21 protein-coding genes are annotated in these 22,354 nt (G+C 64.8%); 11 read left to right on the top strand and 10 right to left on the bottom strand.

What is annotated here, in order from left to right:
• Positions 1 to 10 precede the first annotated feature (10 nt).
• From G4G71_RS22865 to G4G71_RS22855, 3 genes are all read left to right on the top strand, one after another.
• The gene (locus G4G71_RS22865) at positions 11 to 694 is read left to right on the top strand and encodes a VIT1/CCC1 transporter family protein (protein ID WP_169940401.1); all 684 of its coding nucleotides are present in this window, start codon (positions 11 to 13) and stop codon (positions 692 to 694) included.
• Positions 695 to 971: 277 nt separating this feature from the next.
• Complete coding sequence (locus G4G71_RS22860; RefSeq protein ID WP_024765445.1) at positions 972 to 1,310, top strand: ribonuclease E inhibitor RraB; 339 nt, start codon at positions 972 to 974, stop codon at positions 1,308 to 1,310.
• Between the two features lie 187 nt (positions 1,311 to 1,497).
• On the top strand, positions 1,498 to 2,202 hold the full coding sequence (locus G4G71_RS22855; protein WP_169940399.1) for a type 1 glutamine amidotransferase: 705 nt from the start codon (positions 1,498 to 1,500) through the stop codon (positions 2,200 to 2,202).
• A 197-nt stretch (positions 2,203 to 2,399) separates the two neighbouring features.
• Here G4G71_RS22855 and G4G71_RS22850 read toward each other — a convergent pair whose 3' ends face one another.
• From G4G71_RS22850 to ydcS, 5 genes are all read right to left on the bottom strand, one after another.
• Positions 2,400 to 3,824 carry a gamma-aminobutyraldehyde dehydrogenase gene (locus tag G4G71_RS22850; protein ID WP_169940397.1) on the bottom strand — a complete coding sequence of 475 codons (1,425 nt, stop codon included), beginning with the start codon at positions 3,822 to 3,824 and terminating at the stop codon, positions 2,400 to 2,402.
• Positions 3,825 to 3,977: 153 nt separating this feature from the next.
• Positions 3,978 to 4,799: an ABC transporter permease gene (locus G4G71_RS22845; RefSeq protein WP_169940395.1), complete on the bottom strand. Its 822-nt coding sequence runs from the start codon at positions 4,797 to 4,799 to the stop codon at positions 3,978 to 3,980.
• Positions 4,789 to 5,691 (bottom strand): ABC transporter permease, encoded by a 903-nt coding sequence (locus G4G71_RS22840; RefSeq protein ID WP_169940393.1) that lies wholly within the window; start codon positions 5,689 to 5,691, stop codon positions 4,789 to 4,791. The genes G4G71_RS22845 and G4G71_RS22840 overlap by 11 nt, the downstream gene beginning before the upstream one ends.
• Positions 5,688 to 6,707, bottom strand: a complete 1,020-nt coding sequence (locus G4G71_RS22835) for an ABC transporter ATP-binding protein (RefSeq protein ID WP_024765450.1) — start codon at positions 6,705 to 6,707, stop codon at positions 5,688 to 5,690. Before G4G71_RS22835 ends, G4G71_RS22840 begins: the two co-directional genes overlap by 4 nt.
• Positions 6,708 to 6,988: 281 nt before the next feature.
• On the bottom strand, positions 6,989 to 8,161 hold the full coding sequence (ydcS, locus tag G4G71_RS22830) for a putative ABC transporter substrate-binding protein YdcS (RefSeq protein WP_169940391.1): 1,173 nt from the start codon (positions 8,159 to 8,161) through the stop codon (positions 6,989 to 6,991).
• 351 nt (positions 8,162 to 8,512) lie between these two features.
• Between ydcS and G4G71_RS22825 the strand changes: the two genes are divergently transcribed.
• The 4 genes from G4G71_RS22825 to G4G71_RS22810 all read left to right on the top strand — a co-directional run bounded on the left by G4G71_RS22825 (position 8,513) and on the right by G4G71_RS22810 (position 12,499).
• Positions 8,513 to 9,925: a circularly permuted type 2 ATP-grasp protein gene (locus G4G71_RS22825; protein WP_169940389.1), complete on the top strand. Its 1,413-nt coding sequence runs from the start codon at positions 8,513 to 8,515 to the stop codon at positions 9,923 to 9,925.
• A gap of 4 nt (positions 9,926 to 9,929) precedes the next feature.
• A complete protein-coding gene (locus G4G71_RS22820) occupies positions 9,930 to 10,880 on the top strand; it encodes an alpha-E domain-containing protein (RefSeq protein WP_169940386.1) in 951 nt (316 codons plus the stop codon).
• The gene (locus G4G71_RS22815) at positions 10,877 to 11,686 is read left to right on the top strand and encodes a transglutaminase family protein (RefSeq protein ID WP_169940384.1); all 810 of its coding nucleotides are present in this window, start codon (positions 10,877 to 10,879) and stop codon (positions 11,684 to 11,686) included. The genes G4G71_RS22820 and G4G71_RS22815 overlap by 4 nt, the downstream gene beginning before the upstream one ends.
• Positions 11,687 to 11,764: 78 nt before the next feature.
• On the top strand, positions 11,765 to 12,499 hold the full coding sequence (locus G4G71_RS22810; RefSeq protein ID WP_169940382.1) for a proteasome-type protease: 735 nt from the start codon (positions 11,765 to 11,767) through the stop codon (positions 12,497 to 12,499).
• A gap of 248 nt (positions 12,500 to 12,747) precedes the next feature.
• Here the strand turns inward: G4G71_RS22810 and G4G71_RS22805 are convergent, their stop codons facing one another.
• Positions 12,748 to 13,551, bottom strand: coding sequence for a cytochrome c (locus G4G71_RS22805; protein WP_169940380.1), 804 nt, complete (start codon positions 13,549 to 13,551; stop codon positions 12,748 to 12,750).
• Between the two features lie 690 nt (positions 13,552 to 14,241).
• Between G4G71_RS22805 and G4G71_RS22800 the strand changes: the two genes are divergently transcribed.
• From G4G71_RS22800 to G4G71_RS22785, 4 genes are all read left to right on the top strand, one after another.
• Positions 14,242 to 15,447: an acetyl-CoA C-acetyltransferase gene (locus G4G71_RS22800; RefSeq protein WP_169940378.1), complete on the top strand. Its 1,206-nt coding sequence runs from the start codon at positions 14,242 to 14,244 to the stop codon at positions 15,445 to 15,447.
• A 161-nt stretch (positions 15,448 to 15,608) separates the two neighbouring features.
• Positions 15,609 to 17,753 (top strand): 3-hydroxyacyl-CoA dehydrogenase NAD-binding domain-containing protein, encoded by a 2,145-nt coding sequence (locus G4G71_RS22795; RefSeq protein WP_169940376.1) that lies wholly within the window; start codon positions 15,609 to 15,611, stop codon positions 17,751 to 17,753.
• Between the two features lie 174 nt (positions 17,754 to 17,927).
• On the top strand, positions 17,928 to 18,482 hold the full coding sequence (locus tag G4G71_RS22790; RefSeq protein ID WP_169940374.1) for a cysteine hydrolase family protein: 555 nt from the start codon (positions 17,928 to 17,930) through the stop codon (positions 18,480 to 18,482).
• Between the two features lie 203 nt (positions 18,483 to 18,685).
• Positions 18,686 to 19,438, top strand: a complete 753-nt coding sequence (locus G4G71_RS22785; RefSeq protein WP_169940372.1) for an amidotransferase — start codon at positions 18,686 to 18,688, stop codon at positions 19,436 to 19,438.
• 140 nt (positions 19,439 to 19,578) lie between these two features.
• Here the strand turns inward: G4G71_RS22785 and G4G71_RS22780 are convergent, their stop codons facing one another.
• The 4 genes from G4G71_RS22780 to G4G71_RS22765 form a co-directional block, all read right to left on the bottom strand.
• A complete protein-coding gene (locus G4G71_RS22780) occupies positions 19,579 to 20,550 on the bottom strand; it encodes a magnesium and cobalt transport protein CorA (RefSeq protein ID WP_169940370.1) in 972 nt (323 codons plus the stop codon).
• Between the two features lie 92 nt (positions 20,551 to 20,642).
• Positions 20,643 to 20,864, bottom strand: coding sequence for a hypothetical protein (locus tag G4G71_RS22775; protein ID WP_169940369.1), 222 nt, complete (start codon positions 20,862 to 20,864; stop codon positions 20,643 to 20,645).
• Positions 20,865 to 21,170: 306 nt separating this feature from the next.
• Positions 21,171 to 21,362: a hypothetical protein gene (locus G4G71_RS22770; protein ID WP_169940367.1), complete on the bottom strand. Its 192-nt coding sequence runs from the start codon at positions 21,360 to 21,362 to the stop codon at positions 21,171 to 21,173.
• 157 nt (positions 21,363 to 21,519) lie between these two features.
• Positions 21,520 to 22,209, bottom strand: a complete 690-nt coding sequence (locus G4G71_RS22765; protein WP_138525139.1) for a crotonase/enoyl-CoA hydratase family protein — start codon at positions 22,207 to 22,209, stop codon at positions 21,520 to 21,522.
• Positions 22,210 to 22,354: the final 145 nt, after the last annotated feature.

The following is a 22,354-nucleotide window of genomic DNA, read 5'->3' as shown; positions in this document are numbered from 1 at the left end:
AGGCCGTCCCATGCAGCGAATCCCCGAACCCCAGCCCTCGGTCTGGCAGCGAGTGCTGCAGGACATCACCACACCGTTCGACCGGATCAGCGAGATGACCTACGGGGTGATCATGACCCTGACCATCATCTCGGTGATCTCCGCCGCCAGTGGCGGTGCGAGCCGACAGGACCTGATCGTCGCCGCGTTGGGCTGCAACGTAGCCTGGGGCGTGGTGGATGCCCTGATGCTGCTGGTGCGCCTGCGGGTGGAGCAGGTGCACCAGCACGGGCGGTTGCGCGCTTTGCGGGGCGTTTCGAGTGACACCGACTTCCGCGATGGGCTCGACGAGTTCCTGCCGCCCAGGCTGGTGGCAGTGCTCCATCCGGATGAGCTCTGGAACCTGCGCCAGCGGCTGATGGCCTCGGAACTGGGGACCGGTCAGCCGCGCGGTGGCGGTGCCGCTGTCTGGCTGGCGGCGTTGCTGATCGTGCTGCTGGTGAGCGGTATCACTCTGCCGCTGATCCTGCCGCTGTGGCTGGTGCCGGACGAGCTGATGGCACTGCGCATCGCCCAGGGCATCGGTGTGGTCATGCTGTTTGGCCTGGGCTGGCTGCTCAGCCGCTGGTCCGGCGATTCCCCCTGGCCGGGTGCGCTGGGCTTCACGGCCCTTGGCGTTGTCATGACGGGCCTGTGCATCGCGCTGGGCGGCTAGTGCCGCGGGATTGCGCTTTCCGCCGCCTGTCGCCGCCGAGCGGAGCAAAGCGTCAAAGTAGCGGCAGGTCGGGCGCCGAGACGCTACGCTGAGGAATGTGGCCGGTATATTTCCGTTGCGCCGCTCGGCGCGTTCGGCGGAGTTGGCCACCATTTCGGGGGACGTTGCGGCATTTGACGTTTCCTGGCGGCACACTGAAGTGCCCGGAACGCGACCGCCAGGGCCGCGTTCGTTGGCGGGGAGTACACTCTGAACGTCTCGACAGGAGGTGCGTACCATGGAAAAGCCCCTCTCGGAGGATATCAGCGTCAACGTGTTGCGCCGGATGAAGGAAGGTGGCTTTGATTTCGCACGCATTCATCCCATCGACTTTTTCGCCATCTTTTCCGATGAACAGAACGCCCGCAAAGCTGCCCGGCAGTTTCGCGGCGAATCGCTGAGAACCCAGGTCGAAGCCCGCGATGACGGCGGCTGGAGCCTGCAGATCAGCAAGGTGATGTTCGCCACCCACGCCGCCATCGGTGATTTCGAACACGATCTTGAGGAGGTCGTGGTGCCACTGGGCGGTATTCTCGATGGATGGGGCGTGACCCAGGAGGTCACTTCCCTGCGCTAGCAGCACGTCGTTGAGCCGCCTTTCATGGCGGCCGATCTTCTACCCGCGAAACCAGACAGCGCGCCGTCGCCAGCAGTGACGGCGCGCTTCTTCACGTCGGTAAAGGCGGCGATGCAAGAAGGACCTTGCGGACACGCCCGGTTCCCCCGGCGCCACTGATGCGGCAGACTGCCGCGCGGAGGTGACCATGACCGATATCCTGATCCTGACCCACGTCGATTTCTGCCCGCCCGGCCATATGGGCGTGCTGCTCGACCGTCTGCAATTGCCGTTCGACGTCCGCCGTGCCGACCTGGGCGAGCTGCAAGGCTACGACCTGGAGCGGCCCAGGGCTGTCGCCATCATGGGCGGGCCGATGAGCGTGAACGACGACCTGCCATGGCTGCGCGACGAAATCGCGGCAATCCGCCGCTTTATTGAACGCGACGTACCGATGATCGGCCACTGCCTGGGCGGTCAGTTGCTGGCCAAGGCACTGGGCGCGGACATCCATCGTCAGCCGTACACCGAACTGGGCTGGCAGCCGATGCGCCGCCAGGAAGGCCAGAGCCCATGGCTGGCGCACCTGCCCGACGAATTCCCGATCTACCAGTGGCACGGCGATACCTTCGACATCCCCGAAGGCGCCATGCGCCTGCTGTCCAGCCCCTGGTGCGAGAACCAGGGCTTCAGCTATGGCGATCGCATCCTCGGCCTGCAGGGCCACCCGGAAATGACCGAGGAACTGGTCAGCGATTGGGTCAACGGTTTCCCGGAATACCTCGATCCCAGTCAGCCAAGCCAGGAAAGCGCGGCGGTCATGCTCGACGGTCTGCCGCAGCGAGTGGCGGCGATGAACCAGGTGGCGGAAGGGTTCTACCGTCATTGGTTGAAGCTGGCCGGGTTGATCTGATCCGGCGATCTTGGTGCGGCGGTGGGACATCGCGGACGGAGTCCGCTCCCACGCAGGGGCAGGCTTTTCGTAGGAGCGAGCTTGCTCGCGAACAACCTCCGCTGCGGGGCTGGGGTTCGCGAGCAAGCTCGCTCCTACAGGTCAGGTTCACGCCGTGGGGTGTACAACCGTTTGCGGTTGTACGCCGGTGCCGCGGCTCAATGCTTGAACATGATGTGCCGCGCCACGGTGTAGTCCTCCAGGCCGTACATCGACAAATCCTTGCCATAGCCGGACTGCTTGAAGCCGCCGTGGGGCATTTCGCTGCAGAGCATGAAGTGGGTGTTCACCCAGGTGCAGCCGTACTGCAGGCGCGCTGCGACTCGTGACGCGCGTCCGACATCCTTGGTCCATACCGACGAAGCGAGGCCGTAGTCGGAGTCATTCGCCCAGCGCACGGCCTCGTCCGCATCGTTGAACGGCGTCACCGACACCACCGGGCCGAACACCTCGCGGCGGACAATCTCGTCGTCCTGCTGGGCGTTGGCCACTACCGTGGGTTCGTAGAAGAAACCCTTGCCGCTGACCATCTTGCCGCCGGTGGCGATCTGGATGTGCGGGCTGGCCTTGGCGCGCTCGACGAAGCCGGAGACGCGGTCGCGCTGGGCCGCGGTGATCAGCGGGCCGAGTTCGGTATTCGGGTCGTTCTGCAGGCCGGTCTTCAAGCTCGATACTGCGCTGGCCAGATCGGCGACGAAGTTGTCGTAGACCTTCTTGCCGGCATAGATGCGGCAGGCGGCGGTGCAATCCTGCCCGGCGTTGTAGAAGCCGAAGGTGCGGATGCCGGCGATCACATCTTCCAGGTCGGCGTCGTCGAAGACGATCACCGGGGCCTTGCCGCCCAGCTCCATGTGCAGGCGTTTCACGCTGTCGGCGGCACTCTTGATGATCGCCTTGCCGGTGCCCACCGAGCCGGTCAGCGAGACCATGCGCACCAGGTCGTGGCTGACCAGCGGCGCGCCCACGCTCGGGCCGCGGCCGAACACCAGGTTGACCACGCCGGCGGGGAACAGCTCGGCGATAAATTCGGCCACGCGCAGGGCGGTCAGCGGTGTCTGCTCCGAAGGCTTGAGCACCACGCAGTTGCCCGCAGCCAGCGCCGGGCCGAGCTTCCACGCGGCCATCATCAGTGGGTAATTCCAGGGCGCGATGGAGGCGACCACGCCCACCGGGTCGCGGCGGATCATCGAGGTGAAACCGGGCAGGTACTCGCCGGCGGCGGAGCCGGGCAGCACGCGGCAGGCACCGGCGAAGAAGCGGAACACGTCGGCAATCGCCGGGATTTCGTCGTTCAGCGCGGCGGCGTAGGGCTTGCCGCAGTTGTCCGATTCCAGGCGGGCCAGTTCCTCGGCGTGTTCCTCGATGCGGTCGGCCAGGCGCAGCAGGAGCATGGCGCGGTCCTTCGGCGCGGTCTGCGACCAGCCGTCGAAGGCGGCGTTGGCGGCGCGCACGGCGGTATCCACCTGGGCTTCGCTGGCTTCGGCGATCTGGCCGATCACCTCGCCGGTGGAGGGGTTGAGGACGTCCAGCTTCGCGCCTTCGCCAGCAACGAACTGGCCGTTGATCAGGAGTTTGGTTTGCATGGGGGGCTCCTCCTTCAATGGGTTTCCCCTCACCCCAGCCCTCTCCCGGAGGGAGAGGGGGCTGTCCTCTGCACAGTGGTATCCCGCTGCACGGATGCTCCCTCTCCCTTCAGGGAGAGGGCTGGGGAGAGGGCGTTTCGTAAAACGCCAGAGTCATTTCCCGCTCCCCGCCACATCACTGGTCCCGCGCGTCAGGTAGTACGCGCCGAGGATCGGCAGCATGGTGGCGAGCATCACCAGCATGGCCACCACGTTGGTGATCGGCACGTCGCGCGGGCGCGTGAGCTGGTTGAGCAGCCACAGCGGCAGGGTGCGCTCGTGGCCGGCGGTGAAGGTGGTGACGATGATCTCGTCGAACGACAGCGCGAAGGCCAGCATGCCGCCCGCCAGCAGCGCCGTGGCGATATTCGGCAGGATGATGTAGCGGAAGGTCTGCCAGCCGTCGGCGCCCAGGTCCATGCTCGCTTCGATCAGGCTGAACGAGGTGCGGCGGAAGCGCGCGATCACGTTGTTGTAGACGATCACCACGCAGAAGGTGGCGTGGCCGATGACGATGGTCAGGAAGCCGGGATCGATTCCCAGGGTCTTGAACGCCGACAGCAGGGCGATACCGGTGATGATGCCGGGCAGCGCGATGGGCAGGATCAGCATCAGCGAGATGCCTTCCTTGCCGAAGAAATCGCGGCGATACAGCGCGCCGGCTGCCAGCGTGCCGAGGACCATGGCGATCAGCGTGGCGACGCAGGCGATCTTCACCGACAGCCAGATGGCGTCGAGTACGTCCCCGCGCTGAAACGCGATGCTGAACCACTTCAGGGTGAAGCCCTGCAGCGGGAAGCTGTAGGCCGACTCCTCGGTGTTGAAGGCGTAGAGCAGGATCACCAGGATCGGGAAGTGCAGGAACACCAGTCCGCCCCAGGCGGCCAGGCGCAGGAACCAGGAGGGGCGGTCGGTGGAATGTGCATCAGAGCGCATCGAAGGCCCCCAGCCGCTTGGCGATGGAGAGATACACGGCGATCAGCACGATGGGCACCAGGGTGAAGGCTGCCGCCAGCGGCATGTTGCCCACCGCGCCCTGCTGCACGTAGACCATGGTGCCGATGAACAGCCCACTGGGGCCCACCAATTGCGGGATGATGAAGTCGCCCAGGGTCAGGCTGAAGGTGAAGATCGAGCCGGCCACCACGCCGGGGAAGGCCAGCGGCAGGACGACCTGGAAGAACGTCTGCCGCGGGTGCGCGCCGAGGTCCGCCGAGGCTTGCAGCAGCGTGGGCGGCAGGCGCTCCAGGGCGGCCTGGATCGGCAGGATCATGAACGGCAGCCAGATGTAGGTGAACACCCAGAAGCGCCCGATGTGTGACGTGGACAGGGTGTTGCCGCCCACGCCGGGAACCTCCAGCAGCAGGTCCAGCAGGCCGAGCAGGTGCAGGTGCTCGATCACCCAGTAGAGGATGCCGCCCTTGGCCAGGATCACCGTCCAGGCATAGGCCTTGACGATGTAGCTGGCCCACATCGGCAGCATCACGGCGATGTAGAAGAAGGCTTTTTCCTTCGGCCCGGCGTAGCGCGCCATGTAGTAGGCGATGGGGAAGGCGAGGATGGCGCTGGCGATGGACACGGCGATGGCCATGCCGAGCGTGCGCAGGACGATGTCGTAATTCGCCGGGTTGAACAGGGCGCCGTAGTTAGCCAGGGTCAGGTCCGGCGTCACCGCCATGGTGAAGTCGTCGAAGGTGTAGAAGCTTTGCCAGAGCAGGGCGAACAGCGAGCCGATGTAGATCACGCCGAACCACAGCAGCGGCGGGATCAGCAGCATCAGCAGGTAAAGCGTGCTGCGCCGGTAGAGGAAAGTGGAGATCGCCCTCATGACGGCGGCTCTTCCAGCAGCGGCACCAGCGCGCTGCGTGCCCAGGAGGCGGTCACTGCGTCGCCGGGTTTCGGGCGCTGTTCTTCGCGCTCGCCGTTGGGCAGCGCGGCGACCAGGCGCACGCCGTTTTCCAGTTCGATCTCGTAGCGGCTGCTGGCGCCCATGTACTGCACGTCGAACAAGGTACCGCTGACTTCCAGCTCGCCCTCGCCGGCGCGGCCGAAGCGCACGTGTTCCGGGCGCAATGAATGTGGGCGGGACTCGCCGAGCAGGCGTTGGGCGAGGTCGCCGCGCAGCACGTTGGCGGTACCGACGAACTCGGCGACGAAGCGCGTGGCGGGGCGACGGTAGAGGTTGCCCGGAGTATCGACCTGCTCGATGCGGCCCTTGTTGAACACGGCCACTCGGTCGGACATGGACAGCGCTTCGCTCTGGTCGTGGGTGACGAAGATGAAGGTGATGCCCAGCTGGCGCTGCAGTTTCTTCAGTTCCACCTGCATCTGTTCGCGTAACTTCAGGTCCAGTGCGCCGAGGGGTTCGTCCAGAAGGAGAACACGCGGGCGATTCACCAGGGCGCGGGCGAGCGCCACGCGCTGGCGCTGGCCGCCGGACAGCTGCGCCGGCTTGCGCTTGCCGTAGCCGGCGAGGGCGACCATCCCCAGGGCTTCCTCGGCGCGGTGGTAGCGTTCGGCCTTCGCCACGCCCTTTACCTTCAGGCCGTAGGCGACGTTATCCAGCACGTTCATGTGCGGGAACAGTGCGTAGTCCTGGAACACCGTGTTCACGTCGCGCTCATAAGGCGGCAGACCCGCGGCTTCGTTGCCGTGGATGCGGATGGACCCGGAGGTGGGCTGCTCGAAGCCGGCGATCAGCCGCAGGCAGGTGGTCTTGCCCGAGCCGGACGGGCCGAGCATGGAGAAAAACTCGCCGTCGCGGATCTCGATGGACACGCGGTCGACGGCGCGCACCTCGCCATAGTGACGGCTCACGTCGGTGAACTGGACGGCTGTGGTCATGCTGCGGGCTACCTGCGTGGCGGGGGCTGCATCAGAAAAGGTAGCGCATGGGGGGAAGGGCGCTTGATCAGCCTGATGCGATGGCGTGGCTGACTCCTTGTTCCCTCTCCCTAACCCTCTCCCTGAAGGGAGAGGGGACTGTTCGGCGAGCGCGGCCAACTCATCGCTCACTGGGACACCGAAGTATCCGGCTGACTCTGTTTTCAGCTCCCGCTCGGATGGCTCCCTCTCCCTTCAGGGAGAGGGCTGGGGAGAGGGGCTTTCCGGCGCGGAGTACAGCATCACCTTCCCCCCATGATCGCAATGTAGTCCTGCGTCCAGCGGCTATACGGCACGCACTGCCCCTGGGCGCACTTGGCCTGCGGGGTTTTCCAGAAGGCGATGCGATCGAACTGGTCGTAGCCGTTGGTGGCGCAGCCCTGGGCGCCCAGCAACTGGCTGCCGGTGCAGCCGTCGGGCGAGGCGGGCACCGAGCCGAACCAGGCGGCGACGTCACCCTGCACCTTGGGTTCCAGCGACCAGTTCAGCCACTTGTAGGCGCACACCGGGTGCTTGGCGTCCACGTGCATCATGGTGGTGTCGGCCCAGCCGGTGACACCCTCGGTGGGAATGGTCGAGGAGATCGGCTGCTTCTCGCCCTGCAGCGCGTTCACCTGGTAGGGCCAGGATCCGGAAGCGGCCACGCCTTCGTTCTTGAAGTCGCTCATCTGCACTGTCGCGTCGTGCCAGTAGCGGTGGATCAGCTTCTGCTGTTCGCGCAGCAGCTTGAGGGCGGCGGCGTACTGTTCCTCGTTGAGTTCGTAGGGGTCCTGGATGCCCAGCGCGGGCTGGGTGGTCTTCAGGTAGAGCGCCGCATCGGCGATGTAGATCGGCCCGTCATAGGCCTGCACGCGACCCTTGTTGCTCTTGCCGTCGGGCAGCTTCTGCTCGGTGAACACCACGCTCCAGCTGTCGGGTGCCTTGGGGAAGACCTTGGTGTTGTACATCAGGACGTTCGGGCCCCACTGGTACGGCGTGCCGTAGTGCTTGCCATCCACCGTGTGCCAGGGCGCGTCCTGCAGGCGCTTGTCGACGTTCTTCCAGTTGGGCACCAGGGCGATGTTGATCGGCTGCACGCGCTTGCCGTAGACCAGCCGCAGCGAGGCATCGCCGGACGCGGTGACGAGGTCGTAGCCACCCTTGGCCATCAGGCTGACCATTTCGTCGGAAGTGGCGGCGGTCTTCACGTTGACCTTGCAGCCGCTGTCCTTCTCGAACTGGCTGACCCAGTCGTAGTTCTTGTCGCTCTCGCCACGCTCGATGTAGCCGGGCCAGGCAATGATATCCAGCGCCCCTTCGGGGTTGCCGAGCTGCTTGAGTGCTTCAGCCGCCTGCAACGAGGCGTTGGAAAGCAGGCTGACGCCGGCAAAGGCCAGTGCCGCGGCTTTCACTAAGGACAATTGCACGGATGACATGGACGGACTCCTGTTGTTCTTCGTTGTGGGAGCCACTGCGGAACCAGCGCGCAGAAAAATGGCACCTCCGTTGACCGCTGCATGTCCATAGCGAATGGGCACGCTCTTGCAGCGTAGTTCCGGCCCCAGAGGCTGACAAGAAAGCCTCCGGCACCCCGCAAAGGCCCGCCGCATGGCGCTTGCGGCTCCAAACGGGGCGGGCCGCGATGGCCAGCCGGGAAAAGCGCACCGTGCTGGTGCGTGGCGTCCGGGCAGCCTTTGCAAGTCATTGAACCAACAGGAAATCGACCTCTGGCACGGGCCTTGCGATGGCCTTCGTAGCCGAGGACGAGCGGCAACAAGGAGTAGAAGATGGCTCGGGTGTTCTATGACGAAATGCATGACGCCGCTGGCGCCTGCCGACCGCACTACACTGAGTTCGCCCGCTGGCTGGCGGACATGCCCGGCGAGCATCTGCAACAGCGCCGCCGCGAAGCCGACCTGCTGTTCTATCGCGCGGGCATCACCTTCACGCTCTATGGCGACGACCAGGGCACTGAGCGCCTGATCCCCTTCGACACCATCCCGCGGAGCATTCCCGCCAGCGAGTGGAAGATCATCGAGGCCGGCTGCATCCAGCGCGTGCAGGCGCTCAACCTGTTCCTCGCTGACCTCTACCACGACCAGCGAATCCTCAAGGAAGGCCTGATCCCGCCCGAACAGGTGCTGGCCAACGATCAGTACCAGCTGGCTATGCAGGGCCTGGACGTGCCCGGCAATGTCTATGCGCACATCGCCGGCATCGACTTGGTGCGCGACGGCAACGGCGCCTACTACGTGCTCGAGGACAACCTGCGCACTCCCAGCGGCGTCTCCTACATGCTGGAAAACCGCAAGATGATGATGCGGCTGTTCCCCGAGCTGTTCTCCGCCCAGCGCATCGCTCCCATCGACCACTACCCGAACCTGCTGCTGGACACCCTGCGCAACTCCAGCCCGCTGGATAACCCCAGCGTGGTGGTGCTGACGCCGGGACGCTTCAACAGCGCTTATTTCGAGCACGCCTTCCTTGCCCGCGAGATGGGTGTGGAGCTGGTGGAGGGCGCCGACCTGTTCGTCCGCGACGAGCGCGTCTATATGCGCACCACCGCCGGGCCACAGCAGGTAGACGTGATCTACCGGCGTATCGACGACGATTTCATCGACCCGCTGGCCTTCAATCCCGATTCCATGCTCGGCGTGCCCGGCCTGCTGGCCGCCTATCGCGCCGGCAACGTGGTCCTGGCCAACGCCATCGGCACCGGCGTGGCCGACGACAAGTCCGTCTACCCCTACGTGCCGGAGATGATCCGCTTCTACCTCGACCAGGAACCGATCCTGCACAACGTGCCGACCTGGCAGTGCCGCCGCCCGCAGGACTTGTCCCACGTGCTGGCGCACCTCCCCGAACTGGTGGTGAAGGAAGCCCAGGGCTCCGGCGGTTACGGCATGCTGGTCGGGCCGGCGGCTACCACGGCGGAAATCGAAGCCTTCCGCGCGCGGCTGATGGCGCGACCCGAGGCCTACATCGCGCAGCCGACGCTGAGCCTGTCGACCTGCCCGACCTTCGTCGAAAACGGCATCGCCCCGCGCCACATCGACCTGCGGCCCTTCGTTCTGTCGGCGCCGGACAACGTGCGCCTGGTGCCTGGCGGATTGACCCGCGTGGCGCTGCGCGAAGGCTCGCTGGTGGTGAATTCGTCACAAGGTGGCGGTACCAAGGACACCTGGGTGGTGGAGGACTGACACCATGCTCAGCAGAACCGCTTCCGATCTGTACTGGATGTCGCGCTACCTGGAGCGCGCCGAGAACCTCGCGCGCATGCTCGACGTGTCCTACTCGTTGTCGCTGATGCCCCAGGATGGTCGCGGCGATGGCCTGGAAGAACTGGCCATGCCGCTGCTGATCACCGGCAATCTCGACGCCTATCTCGCCCGCCATGGCGAACTGCACGCCGAGCGCCTGCTGAACTTCTTCGCCCTGGATGCCCAGAACCCCACCAGCATCTATTCCTGCTTCGGCGCCGCCCGTGCCGGAGCGCATGCGGTGCGCGGGCGTATCACCACCGACATGTGGGAAAACATCAACGCCACCTGGCTGGAGATGCGCGATATCGCCCACCAGGGCCTGCTGCGCTACGGCATCAGCCATTTCTGCGAATGGGTGAAGGACCGCTCGCACCTGTTCCGCGGCGCGACCTTCGGCACCAGCATGCGCAACGACGCCTTCCACTTCATCCGCCTGGGCACCTACATCGAACGCGCCGACAACACCTTGCGCCTGCTCGATGCGCGGCATCAGGTGCTGGGCGAACACAGCGCCGGGCCTGCCGAAGGTTCCGCCCGTGGTTACTACCAGTGGACGGCATTGCTACGCGCGCTCTCGGCCTTCGAGGGCTACACCGAGCTTTATCGCGATGCGCTGAACGCACGGAACATCGCCGAACTCCTGCTGCTGCGCGAGGACGTCCCGCGCTCGCTGCTGGCCTGTGCCGAGGAGCTGCGCCAGATCCTAGCCAGCCTGCCCGGCGCCAACGGCCGCCCGGCCCAGCGCATGGCCGCCGAACTGGAAGCGCGGGTGCGCTACACCGGCATCGACGAGGTGCTGGGCGCCGGCCTGCACACCTGGATCACCGACCACATCGGGCTGGTGCGCCAGCTCGCCATCGCCATTCACAGTTCGTACCTGGAGGCCGCATGAAACTCTCCATCCGCCACGACACCACCTACCGCTACGAAGACCAGGTGCGCGCGAGCATCCAGTACCTGCGCCTGACCCCGCAGGAGAGCGAACGCCAGCACGTCCTGGACTGGCAACTGCACCTGCCGCGCCCGGCGCACCCGCAGCGCGATGCCTACGGCAACATCCTCCATGTGCTGACCCTCGACGAGCCCCACGAGGCCATTGCCATCGCCGCCCACGGCAACGTCGAAATCGACGTGGAGAACGAGTGCGAGCACGATCACCTGTCGCCGCTGCCGTTTCTGCGCAGCACTCGCCTGACCCTGGCCGACGGTGCGCTGCAGGAGTTTGCCCGCGCCCAGTGCGCCGAGCGCCGCGACCGCAAGTCGATGATCCGCCTGATGCAGGCGCTGAACGAGCGCATCGCCTATGTGCCCGGCTCGACCCAGGTGGACAGCACCGCCGCCGAAGCCTTTGCGGCCGGGCAGGGCGTCTGCCAGGACCACGCCCACGCCTTTCTCGCCTGCCTGCGCTACCTGAGCGTGCCGGCGCGCTACGTTTCCGGCTACCTCTACACCGACAGCGAAGAGCACCTTGCCAGCCACGCCTGGGCCGAAGCCTGGCTGGACGACGCCTGGTACAGCTTCGACGTGACCAACGTGCTGGACCGCCCCGAACGCCACCTGAAACTGGCGGTGGGCCTGGACTACCTCGACGCCTGCCCGGTGCGCGGCATGCGCCGGGGCGGCGGCGGCGAGCAGATGCATGCCCGCGTCACGGTGGCGCCGGGGCACCTGCAGCAGGCCCAGCAGATGCAGCAATGAGCAGGCGTGGCTAAAGGCCGGGCACCGGCTTAAGATCGGTGCCAGCCTCCCGCTCCCTGAACCTGCCATGAGAACGTCATGACCTATTGCGTCGCCATGAACCTCGCCCAGGGCCTGGTCTTCGTTTCCGATTCGCGCACCAACGCCGGCGTCGACAACATCGCCGTGTTCCGCAAGCTGCACATCTTCGGCACGCCCGGCGAGCGCCTGATCGTGGTGCAGAGCGCTGGCAACCTGGCTACCTCGCAGTCGGTGATCAGCGTGCTGCGGCAGCGCATGGGCAGCGAAGAGCCGAACCTGGGGAACGTCGAGAACCTGTTCGAAGCAGCGCGGCTGGTGGGGTCGACGCTTCGCGAGGTGGTCGACCACGACGAGAACATCGGGCAGAACCAGGGCGTCGACCTGGGCAGTTCGTTTCTCGTTGGCGGGCAGATCGGCACCGAGGTGCCGCGCCTGTTCAATGTTTACCCGCAGGGCAACTTCATCGAGTCCTGCCGCGACACGCCTTACTTCCAGATCGGCGAAAGCAAGTACGGCAAGCCAATCATCGACCGCGCCATGAGCTACGCGACGCCGCTGGAGCAGGCGCTGCGCTGCGCGCTGATCAGCTTCGACTCGACCATCCGCAGCAACCTGTCAGTGGGCATGCCGCTGGACCTGCTGGTGTATCGCGAGGGCAGCCTGGAGGTCCCGGCGGGATACCGCATCCAGGAAGGCGATGCGTATTTCGAGGGGATTCGCGGGCAGTGGGGCGCGGGGTTGCGCCAGTTGCTCGGCGAGCTGCCGGCGCCGCCGGGGGATTACTGGCACTGACGTTTCGCTGACGGGCGGGTTCGCGAGCAAGCTCGCTCCTACAGGGATGCATCGGTGCAGGGGTGTAGGAGCGAGCTTGCTCGCGAACAGCCGCTACGCAGGCCTTGCCGATCAGCCCCAGGCGTTAACGTTCCGTCCCGCCAGACGATTCAGTACGGTAGGGCGCATAACCTGGAACAGGTTATGCGCCGATATCGATAAGGCGGATAACGCTGGCGCGTTATGCGCCCTACAAAGAGCCCCGGCTTCTAGCCGCCAACCTTCACCTTCCGCCCCGCCATGTGCTTCAGGTAGGCAACGATCTCATCCAGCTCCTTGTCGCTGATCACCTCCGCCGCAAACCCTTTCATCCGTGCCTCCGGCCAGTGCCGCAGGCTCTGCGGGTCGCGGATGTACTGCTTGAGATAGCCCGCGGCGAAGTATTCGGTAGGGTTGTGCGGGAGGTTCAGGTCCGGACCGAACTGCGAATCCCCGGCGCCATTGAGGCGATGGCAGGCCAGGCAGTTCTTCTGAAACTGGGCAAAGCCGTCCTGCACGCTCTTCGGTGCGTTCCTGGCTGGCACAAATGCCGGAAAACGCTCCGCCAGGGGCTTCAAGAGGCGGAAGCTGGCAACCTGGAACGGCCACTGCTCCGGGCCGATGCCGGCGGCCTTGGGGTCGCTCCACACCAGGTAGAACGGCCCGGCGGATGGCTTGCCGTCGCCCAGCCTCGGCCAGGGCTTATCGGCTTCCTCGATCGCCAGCCAGGCACGTGAGCCTTTGCTCTCCAGCAGCGGCGCGGCTGGCAGCTCGGCGGCGAATCCATCGAGCGCCACCGCCTGCAGGTGATCGCCGGGCTTCACGCCTTTGAGCAGCGCGGCCAGTGGCACCGCGCGGTAATGCATGGTGCGGTTGTAGGAAACGTCGGCGGGAATCTCGATGTCCTGCGCCTGGGGTTCGGCCAGCAATTGCTCACTGGTCAGGCTGTGCTTGCCATCGGGCAGTTCCAGGGTGAGCGTCGCGGCGAAAGCGGTGGGGCAGAGCAGGAGCAGCGTCAGCAGCAGTGGGCGCATGGCGGGTTCCGATGGGCGAGTGAGCCGCGGAACCATAGCAGACGCGCAGGCGATGAAGGAGGGTGGGTGGCTCCCGCGCTGCGTTGACCGTGGCTCGCGGATGGCGGCACGCGGTACGCAGCGGCGGGGAAGCCGGGTGTTGGCCCTAGCCGACCAGACGACTCAGATTGGGAATGATCAGAACAACGGTGGTTGCGAAGACGATCAGGCTTGCCTGACGCCATTTTCTCGATTGTTTGTCCATGATGTCCTTCCGCCTTTCTTGTTCTTGGCACGGCCACCCACGGCCTGTTGGTAGTGGCGCGCATGCCTTGGCTTCTGGTTTCTCGAGCCGAGCCGGCAAAACCCGGCAACGGCACTTTTCGCATCATCTGCACGCTTTTTATTCACTGCACAACGGAGTCTAAGCCTAGTGCCGCGCGGGCTTAGACCATCTTGCAGCAAGTGATGCAGCTTCAGGCATATTCCCTCTATATGACTGGGGCGTGACAACGCGGTTCAGCTTTTCGACCGCTCGTCCGCTCTCGCCGACAACCCCTTTCCAGAGCCTTCGGCCTGATCGCCTCCGGTCGGTCGCTGAGCGTGGCGGTCAATTTCGCTGAGCGCTGCGGTCATTGCTCCGTGCCGATACGCCGCTAAGGTAGGCCGACACGCCACGCCTGCGTGACGACAACTCTAAGAGAGAACGCCATGACCGAAGCATTCATTTACGACGCGGTGCGTACTCCCCGCGGCAAAGGCAAGAAGGACGGCGCGCTGCACAGCGTCAAGCCGGTCAACCTGATGGCCGGCGTGCTGCGCGCGCTGCAGCAGCGCAACCAGTTGGATACCGCCCAGGTCGACGACATCGTCCTGGGCTGCGTGACCCCGGTGGGCGACCAGGGCTCGGACATCGCCAAGACCGCCGCGCTGGTGGCCGACTGGGACGAGCAGGTCGCCGGTGTGCAGATCAACCGCTTCTGCGCCTCGGGCCTGGAAGCGGTCAACCTGGGCGCCATGAAAGTGCGTTCGGGCTTCGAGGACCTGGTGGTGGTTGGCGGCGTGGAGTCCATGTCCCGCGTGCCCATGGGCTCCGACGGCGGCGCCTGGGCGCTGGACCCGGAAACCAACCTGCACACCAGTTTCGTCCCCCAGGGCATCGGCGCCGACCTGATTGCCACCCTCGAAGGCTTCAGCCGCGCCGACGTGGACGCCTTCGCCCTGCGCTCCCAGCAGAAAGCCGCCAAGGCCCGCGCCGAAGGGCTGTTCAGCAAATCCCTGGTGCCGGTCACCGACCAGAACGGCATCGTCCTGCTCGACCATGACGAGTTCATTCGCGCCGACTCCACCCTCGAAGGCCTCGGCGCGCTCAAGCCCAGCTTCGAGATGATGGGGCAGATGGGCTTCGACGCCAGCGCGCTGCGCAAGTACAGCTTCGTCGAGCGCATCGAACACGTGCATACGCCGGGCAACAGCTCCGGCATCGTCGACGGCGCCACCGCCATGCTCATCGGCTCCGAAGCCAAGGGCCGCGAGCTGGGCCTGAAGGCCCGCGGCCGCATCGTCGCCACTGCAGTGACCAGCACCGACCCGACCATCATGCTCACCGGCCCTGCGCCGGCCACCCGCAAGGCGCTGGCCAAGGCAGGACTTAAGGCCGAGGACATCGACCTCTATGAGGTGAACGAAGCCTTCGCCTCGGTGGTGATGAAGTTCATGAAGGACATGGGCGTGCCGGAGAGCAAGGTCAACGTCAACGGCGGCTCCATCGCCATGGGCCACCCGCTGGGCGCCACTGGCTGCATGATCCTCGGCACCCTGCTGGATGAGCTGGAGCGGCGCAACCTGCGCTACGGCCTGGCCACCCTCTGCGTGGGCGGCGGCATGGGTATCGCCACCATCATCGAACGTACTTAAGGATCGATCATGGGCTACTGCGCTCGGCCATGCGGCGTTGGAAACTCTCCGGGAATGCTCATTGGCTACAGCCAACTCCGCTTCCCGAAGAGTTTCCGCCTTGCCTGACCTTCGCTCGTGACGCCCCTGAAGCGATCCCCCTGCATGGGAAGAAAACAAGAATGACTGACGCCATCCGCTTTGAAAAAGGCCAGGACAATATCGTCGTCCTGACCATGGACATGCCTGGCCAGAGCGCCAACACCATGAACGGTGTGTACCGCGAGGCCATGGCCGCCACCGTCGCGCGCCTGGAAGCCGAGAAGGATTCGATCGCCGGCGTGGTGATCACCTCGGCGAAGAAGACCTTCTTCGCCGGCGGCGACCTGAACGAGCTGATCAAGGTCACCAAGGCCGACGCCCAGGCCTTCTACGAAGGCATCCTGGTTCTCAAGGGCCAGCTGCGCCGCCTGGAAACTCTCGGCAAGCCCGTGGTCGCCGCCATCAACGGCGCGGCCCTGGGCGGCGGCTGGGAAATCTGCCTGGCCTGCCACCACCGCATCGCCCTGGACGAAAGCCACGTCCAGCTCGGCCTGCCGGAAGTCACCCTGGGCCTGCTGCCCGGCGGCGGCGGGGTAGTGCGTATGGTGCGCCTGCTCGGCCTGGAGAAAGCCCTGCCGTACCTGGCCGAAGGCAAGAAGGTGCGCCCGGACCAGGCGCTCAAGGCCGGCCTGATCCATCAGTTGGCCTCCAGCCGCGAAGAGATGCTGAGCAAGGCCCGCGAGTGGATCGCCGCCAACCCGGCCGCCAAGCAGCCGTGGGACAGTGCCGGCTACAAGATCCCCGGCGGCACGCCGTCCAGCCCGGCCGTGGCGCAGATGCTGGCCATCGCCCCGTCCGTGCTGCGCGACAAGACCAAGGGCTGCTTCCCGGCACCGGAGAAGATCATGTGCGCCGCCGTTGAAGGCGCCCAGGTGGACTTCGACACCGCCCAACTGATCGAGGCGCGCTACTTCACCGAGCTGACCACCGGCCAGGTGGCGAAGAACATGATCGGCACCTTCTGGTTCCAGCTCAACGAGATCAACGCCGGCAAGTCCCGCCCGCGAGGCATCCCGCCGCAGCAGACGAAGAAGGTCGGCGTCATCGGCGCCGGCATGATGGGCGCGGGCATCGCCTACGTCTCGGCCGCTGCCGGCATCGAGGTGGTGCTCAAGGATGTTTCGATCGAAGCGGCGGAAAAGGGCAAGGCGTACTCCGCCGGCCTGCTGGACAAGAAAGTCGGCAGGGGCCAGATGACTGCCGAGAAACGCGACGCCTTCCTCGCACGGATCAAGCCGACGGCCAGTGACGCCGATTTCGAAGGCTGCGACCTGATCATCGAAGCGGTGTTCGAGGACCGTGGTCTGAAGGCCAAGGTCAGCGCCGCCGCCGAGTCCTCCGCGCTGCCGGACGCGGTGATCGCCTCCAATACCTCGACGCTGCCGATCACCGGCCTGGCCGAGGCGGTGGCGCAGCCGCAGAAGTTCATCGGCCTGCACTTCTTCAGCCCGGTGGACAAGATGCCGCTGGTGGAGATCATCCGTGGCGAGAAGACCGACGACGCCACCCTGGCTCGCGCCTTCGACTACGTCCTGCAGATCAAGAAGACTCCGATCGTCGTCCACGACAGCCGTGGCTTCTTCACCTCCCGCGTGTTCGGCACCTTCACCAACGAAGGCCTGGCCATGCTCGGCGAAGGCGTGTCCGCGGCGATGATCGAGAACCAGGCGCGCCAGGCCGGCATGCCGGTGGGCCCGCTGGCGATCAGCGACGAAGTGTCGATGAGCCTGATGACCCACATCCGCGAGCAGACCCGCAAGGACCTGGAAGCTGAAGGCAAGCAATTGCCGAAGCATCCGGCCTTCGCCGTGGTGGACCTGATGGTCAACGAGTACAAGCGCCCCGGCAAAGCCGCTGGCGCCGGCTTCTACGACTATCCGGCCAACGGCAAGAAGCATCTGTGGCCTGAGCTGAAACAGCGCTTCGAAAAGGCTGACGCGCAGATTTCACCGGAAGACGTGCGTGACCGCATCCTCTTCATCCAGGCCGTCGAGACCGTGCGCTGCGTGGAGGAGGGCGTGCTGACCTCCACCGCCGACGCCAACATCGGCTCGATCTTCGGCATCGGCTTCGCGGCCTGGAGCGGTGGCGCGCTGCAGTTCATCAACCAGTACGGCCTGAAGGACTTCGTCGCCCGCGCCCAGTACCTCGCCGAGCAGTATGGCGAGCGCTTCCTGCCGCCGGCGCTGTTGTTGGAGAAGGCCGCGCGCAACGAGCCCTTCTGATGGGCTCTTGGTAGGAGCGAGCTTGCTCGCGAACGGGCTCGCAGCGGGATTCGGTTCGCGAGCAAGGACTAGGCGTCCCCCTCGCTCCTACAGAAAAACCGGCCTTGGTGGCCGGTTTTTTCTTGCCTATACAAGCCGTAGGATGGCGCCTTCCGAATCGCAAGGACCGCACCGATGACCGCTCCCGCCCTGTTGATCATCGACCAGCAGAAAGGCATGCGTGACAGCCTGGAGCCGCGCAACAACCCGCAGGCCGAGCAGCGCATCGGCGAACTGCTGGCCGCATGGCGCCAGGGAGGCTGGCCGCTGGTGCATATCCGCCACGTTTCGCGCACGCCGGGTTCGCCGTTCTGGCCCGGACAGCCGGGCGCCGAGTTCCAGGAGGCGCTGGCGCCGCTGGAGCATGAGCACGTGGTGGAGAAGAATGTCCCCGACGCCTTCATCAACAGCGCCCTGGAGCGCTGGTTGCGCGTGCGTGGCATCGAATCGGTAGTGATCTGCGGCGTCAGCACCAACAACTCGGTGGAAGCCACGGCCCGCACCGCGGGCAACCTGGGCTTCTCTACGCAGGTGGCGGCGGATGCCTGTTTCGCCTTCGACAAGCGTGATTTCAACGGTGTGCTGCGCAGCGCAGAGGAGGTCCACGCCATGTCCCTGGCCAATCTGCAAGGCGAATACGCGCAGGTAGTGGGCGCGAACTCGATTCTGCGCGAGCTGTCATTGGACTGAATCCTTGCCAACCGGCCGTCACCCTTGTGCGCCGGTGCAATTGAAGGAAGTCGGTTTTTCCGGTATTTCCCCTGAAATTCCTGCACAAGAATCCGCTCGGTATCTTGTGCGGTGAAAAAATAGGGCGTAATTTTCACGCGCGTTTCATCAGTGTCAGGATAACCACTCTTATCAGCCGCCAACCCCCCAGGAATCACCACTGCATGTCGTTGCACATCTGCATTCTGGAAACCGACATCCTCCGCCCCGAACTCATCGATCAGTACAAGGGCTATGGCTGGATGTTCCAGCAACTGTTCGCCAAGCAACCCGTTCCGGCCGAGTTCACGGTCTACAACGTGGTGGAAGGGCATTACCCGCCCGATGATGAGAAGTTCGATGCGTACCTGGTGACTGGCAGCAAGGCGGACTCCTTCGGCACTGATCCCTGGATCCAGACCCTCAAGGACTACGTGCTCAAGCTCTACCAGCGCGGCGACAAGCTGTTGGGCGTGTGCTTTGGCCACCAGTTGCTGGCGCTTGTGCTGGGCGGCAAGACCGAGCGTGCCAGCCAGGGCTGGGGCGTGGGCATCCATGACTACCGCATCGAGGAGCAGCCCGAGTGGATGAGCCCGTCGCTGGGTGATGGCCTGACCCTACTGGTCAGCCATCAGGACCAGGTCACCGAACTGCCCCACGGCGCGCGTCGCATCGCTTCCAGCGATTTCTGCCCGAATGCGGCCTACGCCATTGGTGACCAGGTGCTGTGCTTCCAGGGCCACCCGGAGTTCCAGAGCGACTATTCCCAGGCGATCCTGGAGCTGCGCAAGCACATCTTCAGCGAACCGGTGTTCCAGTCCGGCATCGACAGCCTCGCGCGCCCGCACCAGGGCACGGCGGTGGGCGAGTGGATGATGCGCTTCGTCCAGCAGGGCAGCGACGAGAAGAAGAGAGCCGAGAAGAAAAGCGCTGCCTGATTTCTGCCGTGCTGACTGAAGGTGGTGTTGCCGGGGGAGGTTGGTGCGAGTCTGAACCGATCGCGGACAGAGTCCGCTCCTACATTCGTCGGCTGGCGTAGGAGCGGACTCCGTCCGCGATTGCCCTCAGCCGGCACGACTCACAACCAATCCGCCTGCTTGAAGCTGATGTACAGCCCGACGCAGCCCAGCGCCAACAGCCCCATGATCAGGAAGTAGCCATAGTGCCAATGCAGTTCCGGGATGTATTCGAAGTTCATCCCGTAGATACCGGCCACGGCGGTGGGGAAGGCGAGGATGGCCGCCCAGGCGGCGAATTTGCGCTGCACCACGCTCTGCCGTGAGGACTCCAGCGCCAGCCCGACCTCGATGGTCTGGCTGGCGACGTCGCGCAGCGTGGTGAGGTCTTCCAGCAGGCGGTTCACATGGATTGCCACGTCACGGAAGTAGGGCCGCATCTGCTTGTCGATGAAGGGAAAGTCCAGGCGCTGCAGCTCCTGGCAGATTTCCACCATGGGTGCGGCGTAGTGCTTGAGCTTGAGCACCTCGCGGCGCAGGCCGTAGATTTTCTCGATCTGCTCCTGGGTCAGCGACTTGCGCAGCACCTGCTGCTCCACTTCCTCGATCTCCTCGCGGATCGCTTCCACCACCGGTTCGTAGTTGCTCATCACGAAATCCAGCAGGGCATAGAGCACGAAGTCGGTGCCATGGGCCAGCAGCAGCGGCCGGGCTTCGCAGCGCTGTCGGACCTGGGAGTAGGACTGGGAGAAACCATGTCGCGCGCTGATGATGTAGCCGATGCCGGCAAACAGGTGGGTTTCGACGAACATCAGTCGACTATCGGCGCGGAGCGGCGAATAGATGACGATGAACAGTGCATCGCCAAAGGTTTCCAGCTTCGGCCGGCTGTGCTTTTCCAGGGCGTCGGAGACAGCCAGTTCGTGGAGGTTGAACTGCCGTTGCAGGTTGAACATTTCTTCCGGCGTCGGCTCCTGCAGGCCGGTCCAGACGAAATGGTCGGGCTGGCAGGCCCAGCGATAGCCGTCCTCGAGCGGGATGTCGGAAACCTTGCGGCCCCTGCTGTAGACGGCGGAAGCGATGACTCGGCCCATGCTGAAACCCACCCTGCTATTGGATCGGTCGGGAGTCGTTCTGCAGGGATTGAGTGTCGGCCAGCCTGGCGCGACGCGCCAGTGAAGTGGAATCAGGAGTGGGGCGTGAGGGCGTCCTGGAGGCCTTGCAGCGCGACTGGCACCGCCTGGTTGAAACGCTCGAAGAGCCCGGTGCGGTCGACGTTGTCCACCGGCGCACGGCGCGCGCCATCGAAGCCGGCAGTGAGGGCCGTGACTACCAGGATCACGATGGTGTAGAGCCCCAGGGCGGCAAGGGCGCCGTTACGGGCGTAGCGGTGGGCTTGGCGGTTCATGCTGGCGACTCGGGTTCCGGGCTGGGATGGCCCAGTGTCGCTTTGGTGATTTCGATTGAATAACGATGCCGGTTGGTTCCCGGTATCAGGCAAATTGATAGACAGTGGCGCAGCGACCAAACGCAAGGTGGTGAATGCCGGTGCGCTGTCGGTGGTTTCCTGAACTCTGGCGGCTTTCATGGTTCTCTGACCCTTGCCGAGGTTGCGTCATCGTCCCTGAAAGGCCCGGCATCACACCGGGCTTTTCGCTTCGGGCTCGACTGCATGACGTCACCTGCTGCAGGCGGCTGGAGGGGCGTGAAGGTCTCAGCCCTGCTTGGCAGCGGCTTCGACATTCACCTTGCTGGCAGACTGCTCGGACTGTTGCTGCTGGATGGCGGCCTGGGTCATGTGAACCATGCGGTCCTGCATCAGCGGGGACTCTTCGGCGAAGCTGGCTTGAGCGGCAAAAGCGGTAGCGGCGGCCAGGATGCTGGCGGCGATGATGTTGAGTTTCATGATGAACACCTCCGGTTGGTTTTGCTTGGGTTCATCTATAGGTTAATGCGTAATAATTTTTGAAAAATAGCAAACAGGATTAATCAGTGTTGCTCTTTAGGTAACAGTGTAGGCATGAAAAAGCCCGGCACAGGCCGGGCTTTTCGTTATCGCGCGATCAGGCCAGGTGGTTCTTGTCCAGTTCGATGGATTTGTCGAGGGTTTCCAGCAGCTGCTTGCGCACCTTCAGCTTGGTGTTGCGGTGGGCAGTCATGTTCAGCTTCTTCAGGTGCTGGGCTGCTTCCAGAGCCGCGGCCTGGAGTTGCTCGGCCGGTACCACCTTGTCGAGGAAGCCGGCGTCCACGGCGTCGCGTGGGTTGAACATCTCGGCATTCACCACCGAGCGGGTGAAGGCGGAGCGGCGCAGGCGGTCACGGGCCAGCTCGATGCCGACGTGGTGCATGGTCATGCCGATGGCCACTTCGTTCAGGCCGATCTGGAACGGACCGTCGACGCCGATGCGGTAGTCCGCCGAAAGCAGGATGAAGGCGCCCTTGGCTACCGCGTGGCCGGTGCAGGCGACGATGACTGGGAACGGGTGCGACAGCATGCGGCGCGCCAGCGTCGAGCCGGCGGCCACCAGGTTCACGGCGTTTTCCGGGCCGGAGGTCATCACCTTGAGGTCGTAGCCGCCGGAAAGAATGCCCGGCTGGCCAGTGACAATGACGATCGCGCGGTCCTTCTCCGCCTGGTCCAGGGCCTGGTTGAAGGCTTCGATGACCGCCGGGGAGATGGCGTTCACCTTGCCGTTGTTCAGGGTCAGGGTGGCGATGCCGTCTTCGAATTGGTAGCTGATCAGCTCACTCATGGCAGAGGGTCCTGGGTTGCAGTCCTTGGATTGGAAGTGGCCAGAACATACTGACGCGAGCCTGATGCGTAAAGCGTTTTGACTGACCGGTGAGTCAGCTGAATGCCACTAAATTCGGGCAGTTTCTGTGCGCTGTGCACGCAAA

Source organism: Pseudomonas multiresinivorans (assembly GCF_012971725.1).
Classification (GTDB): Bacteria; Pseudomonadota; Gammaproteobacteria; order Pseudomonadales; family Pseudomonadaceae; genus Pseudomonas; species Pseudomonas multiresinivorans.
Note: the sequence above shows the minus strand (reverse complement) of the source record. Positions and strands in the feature narration are given on the sequence as shown.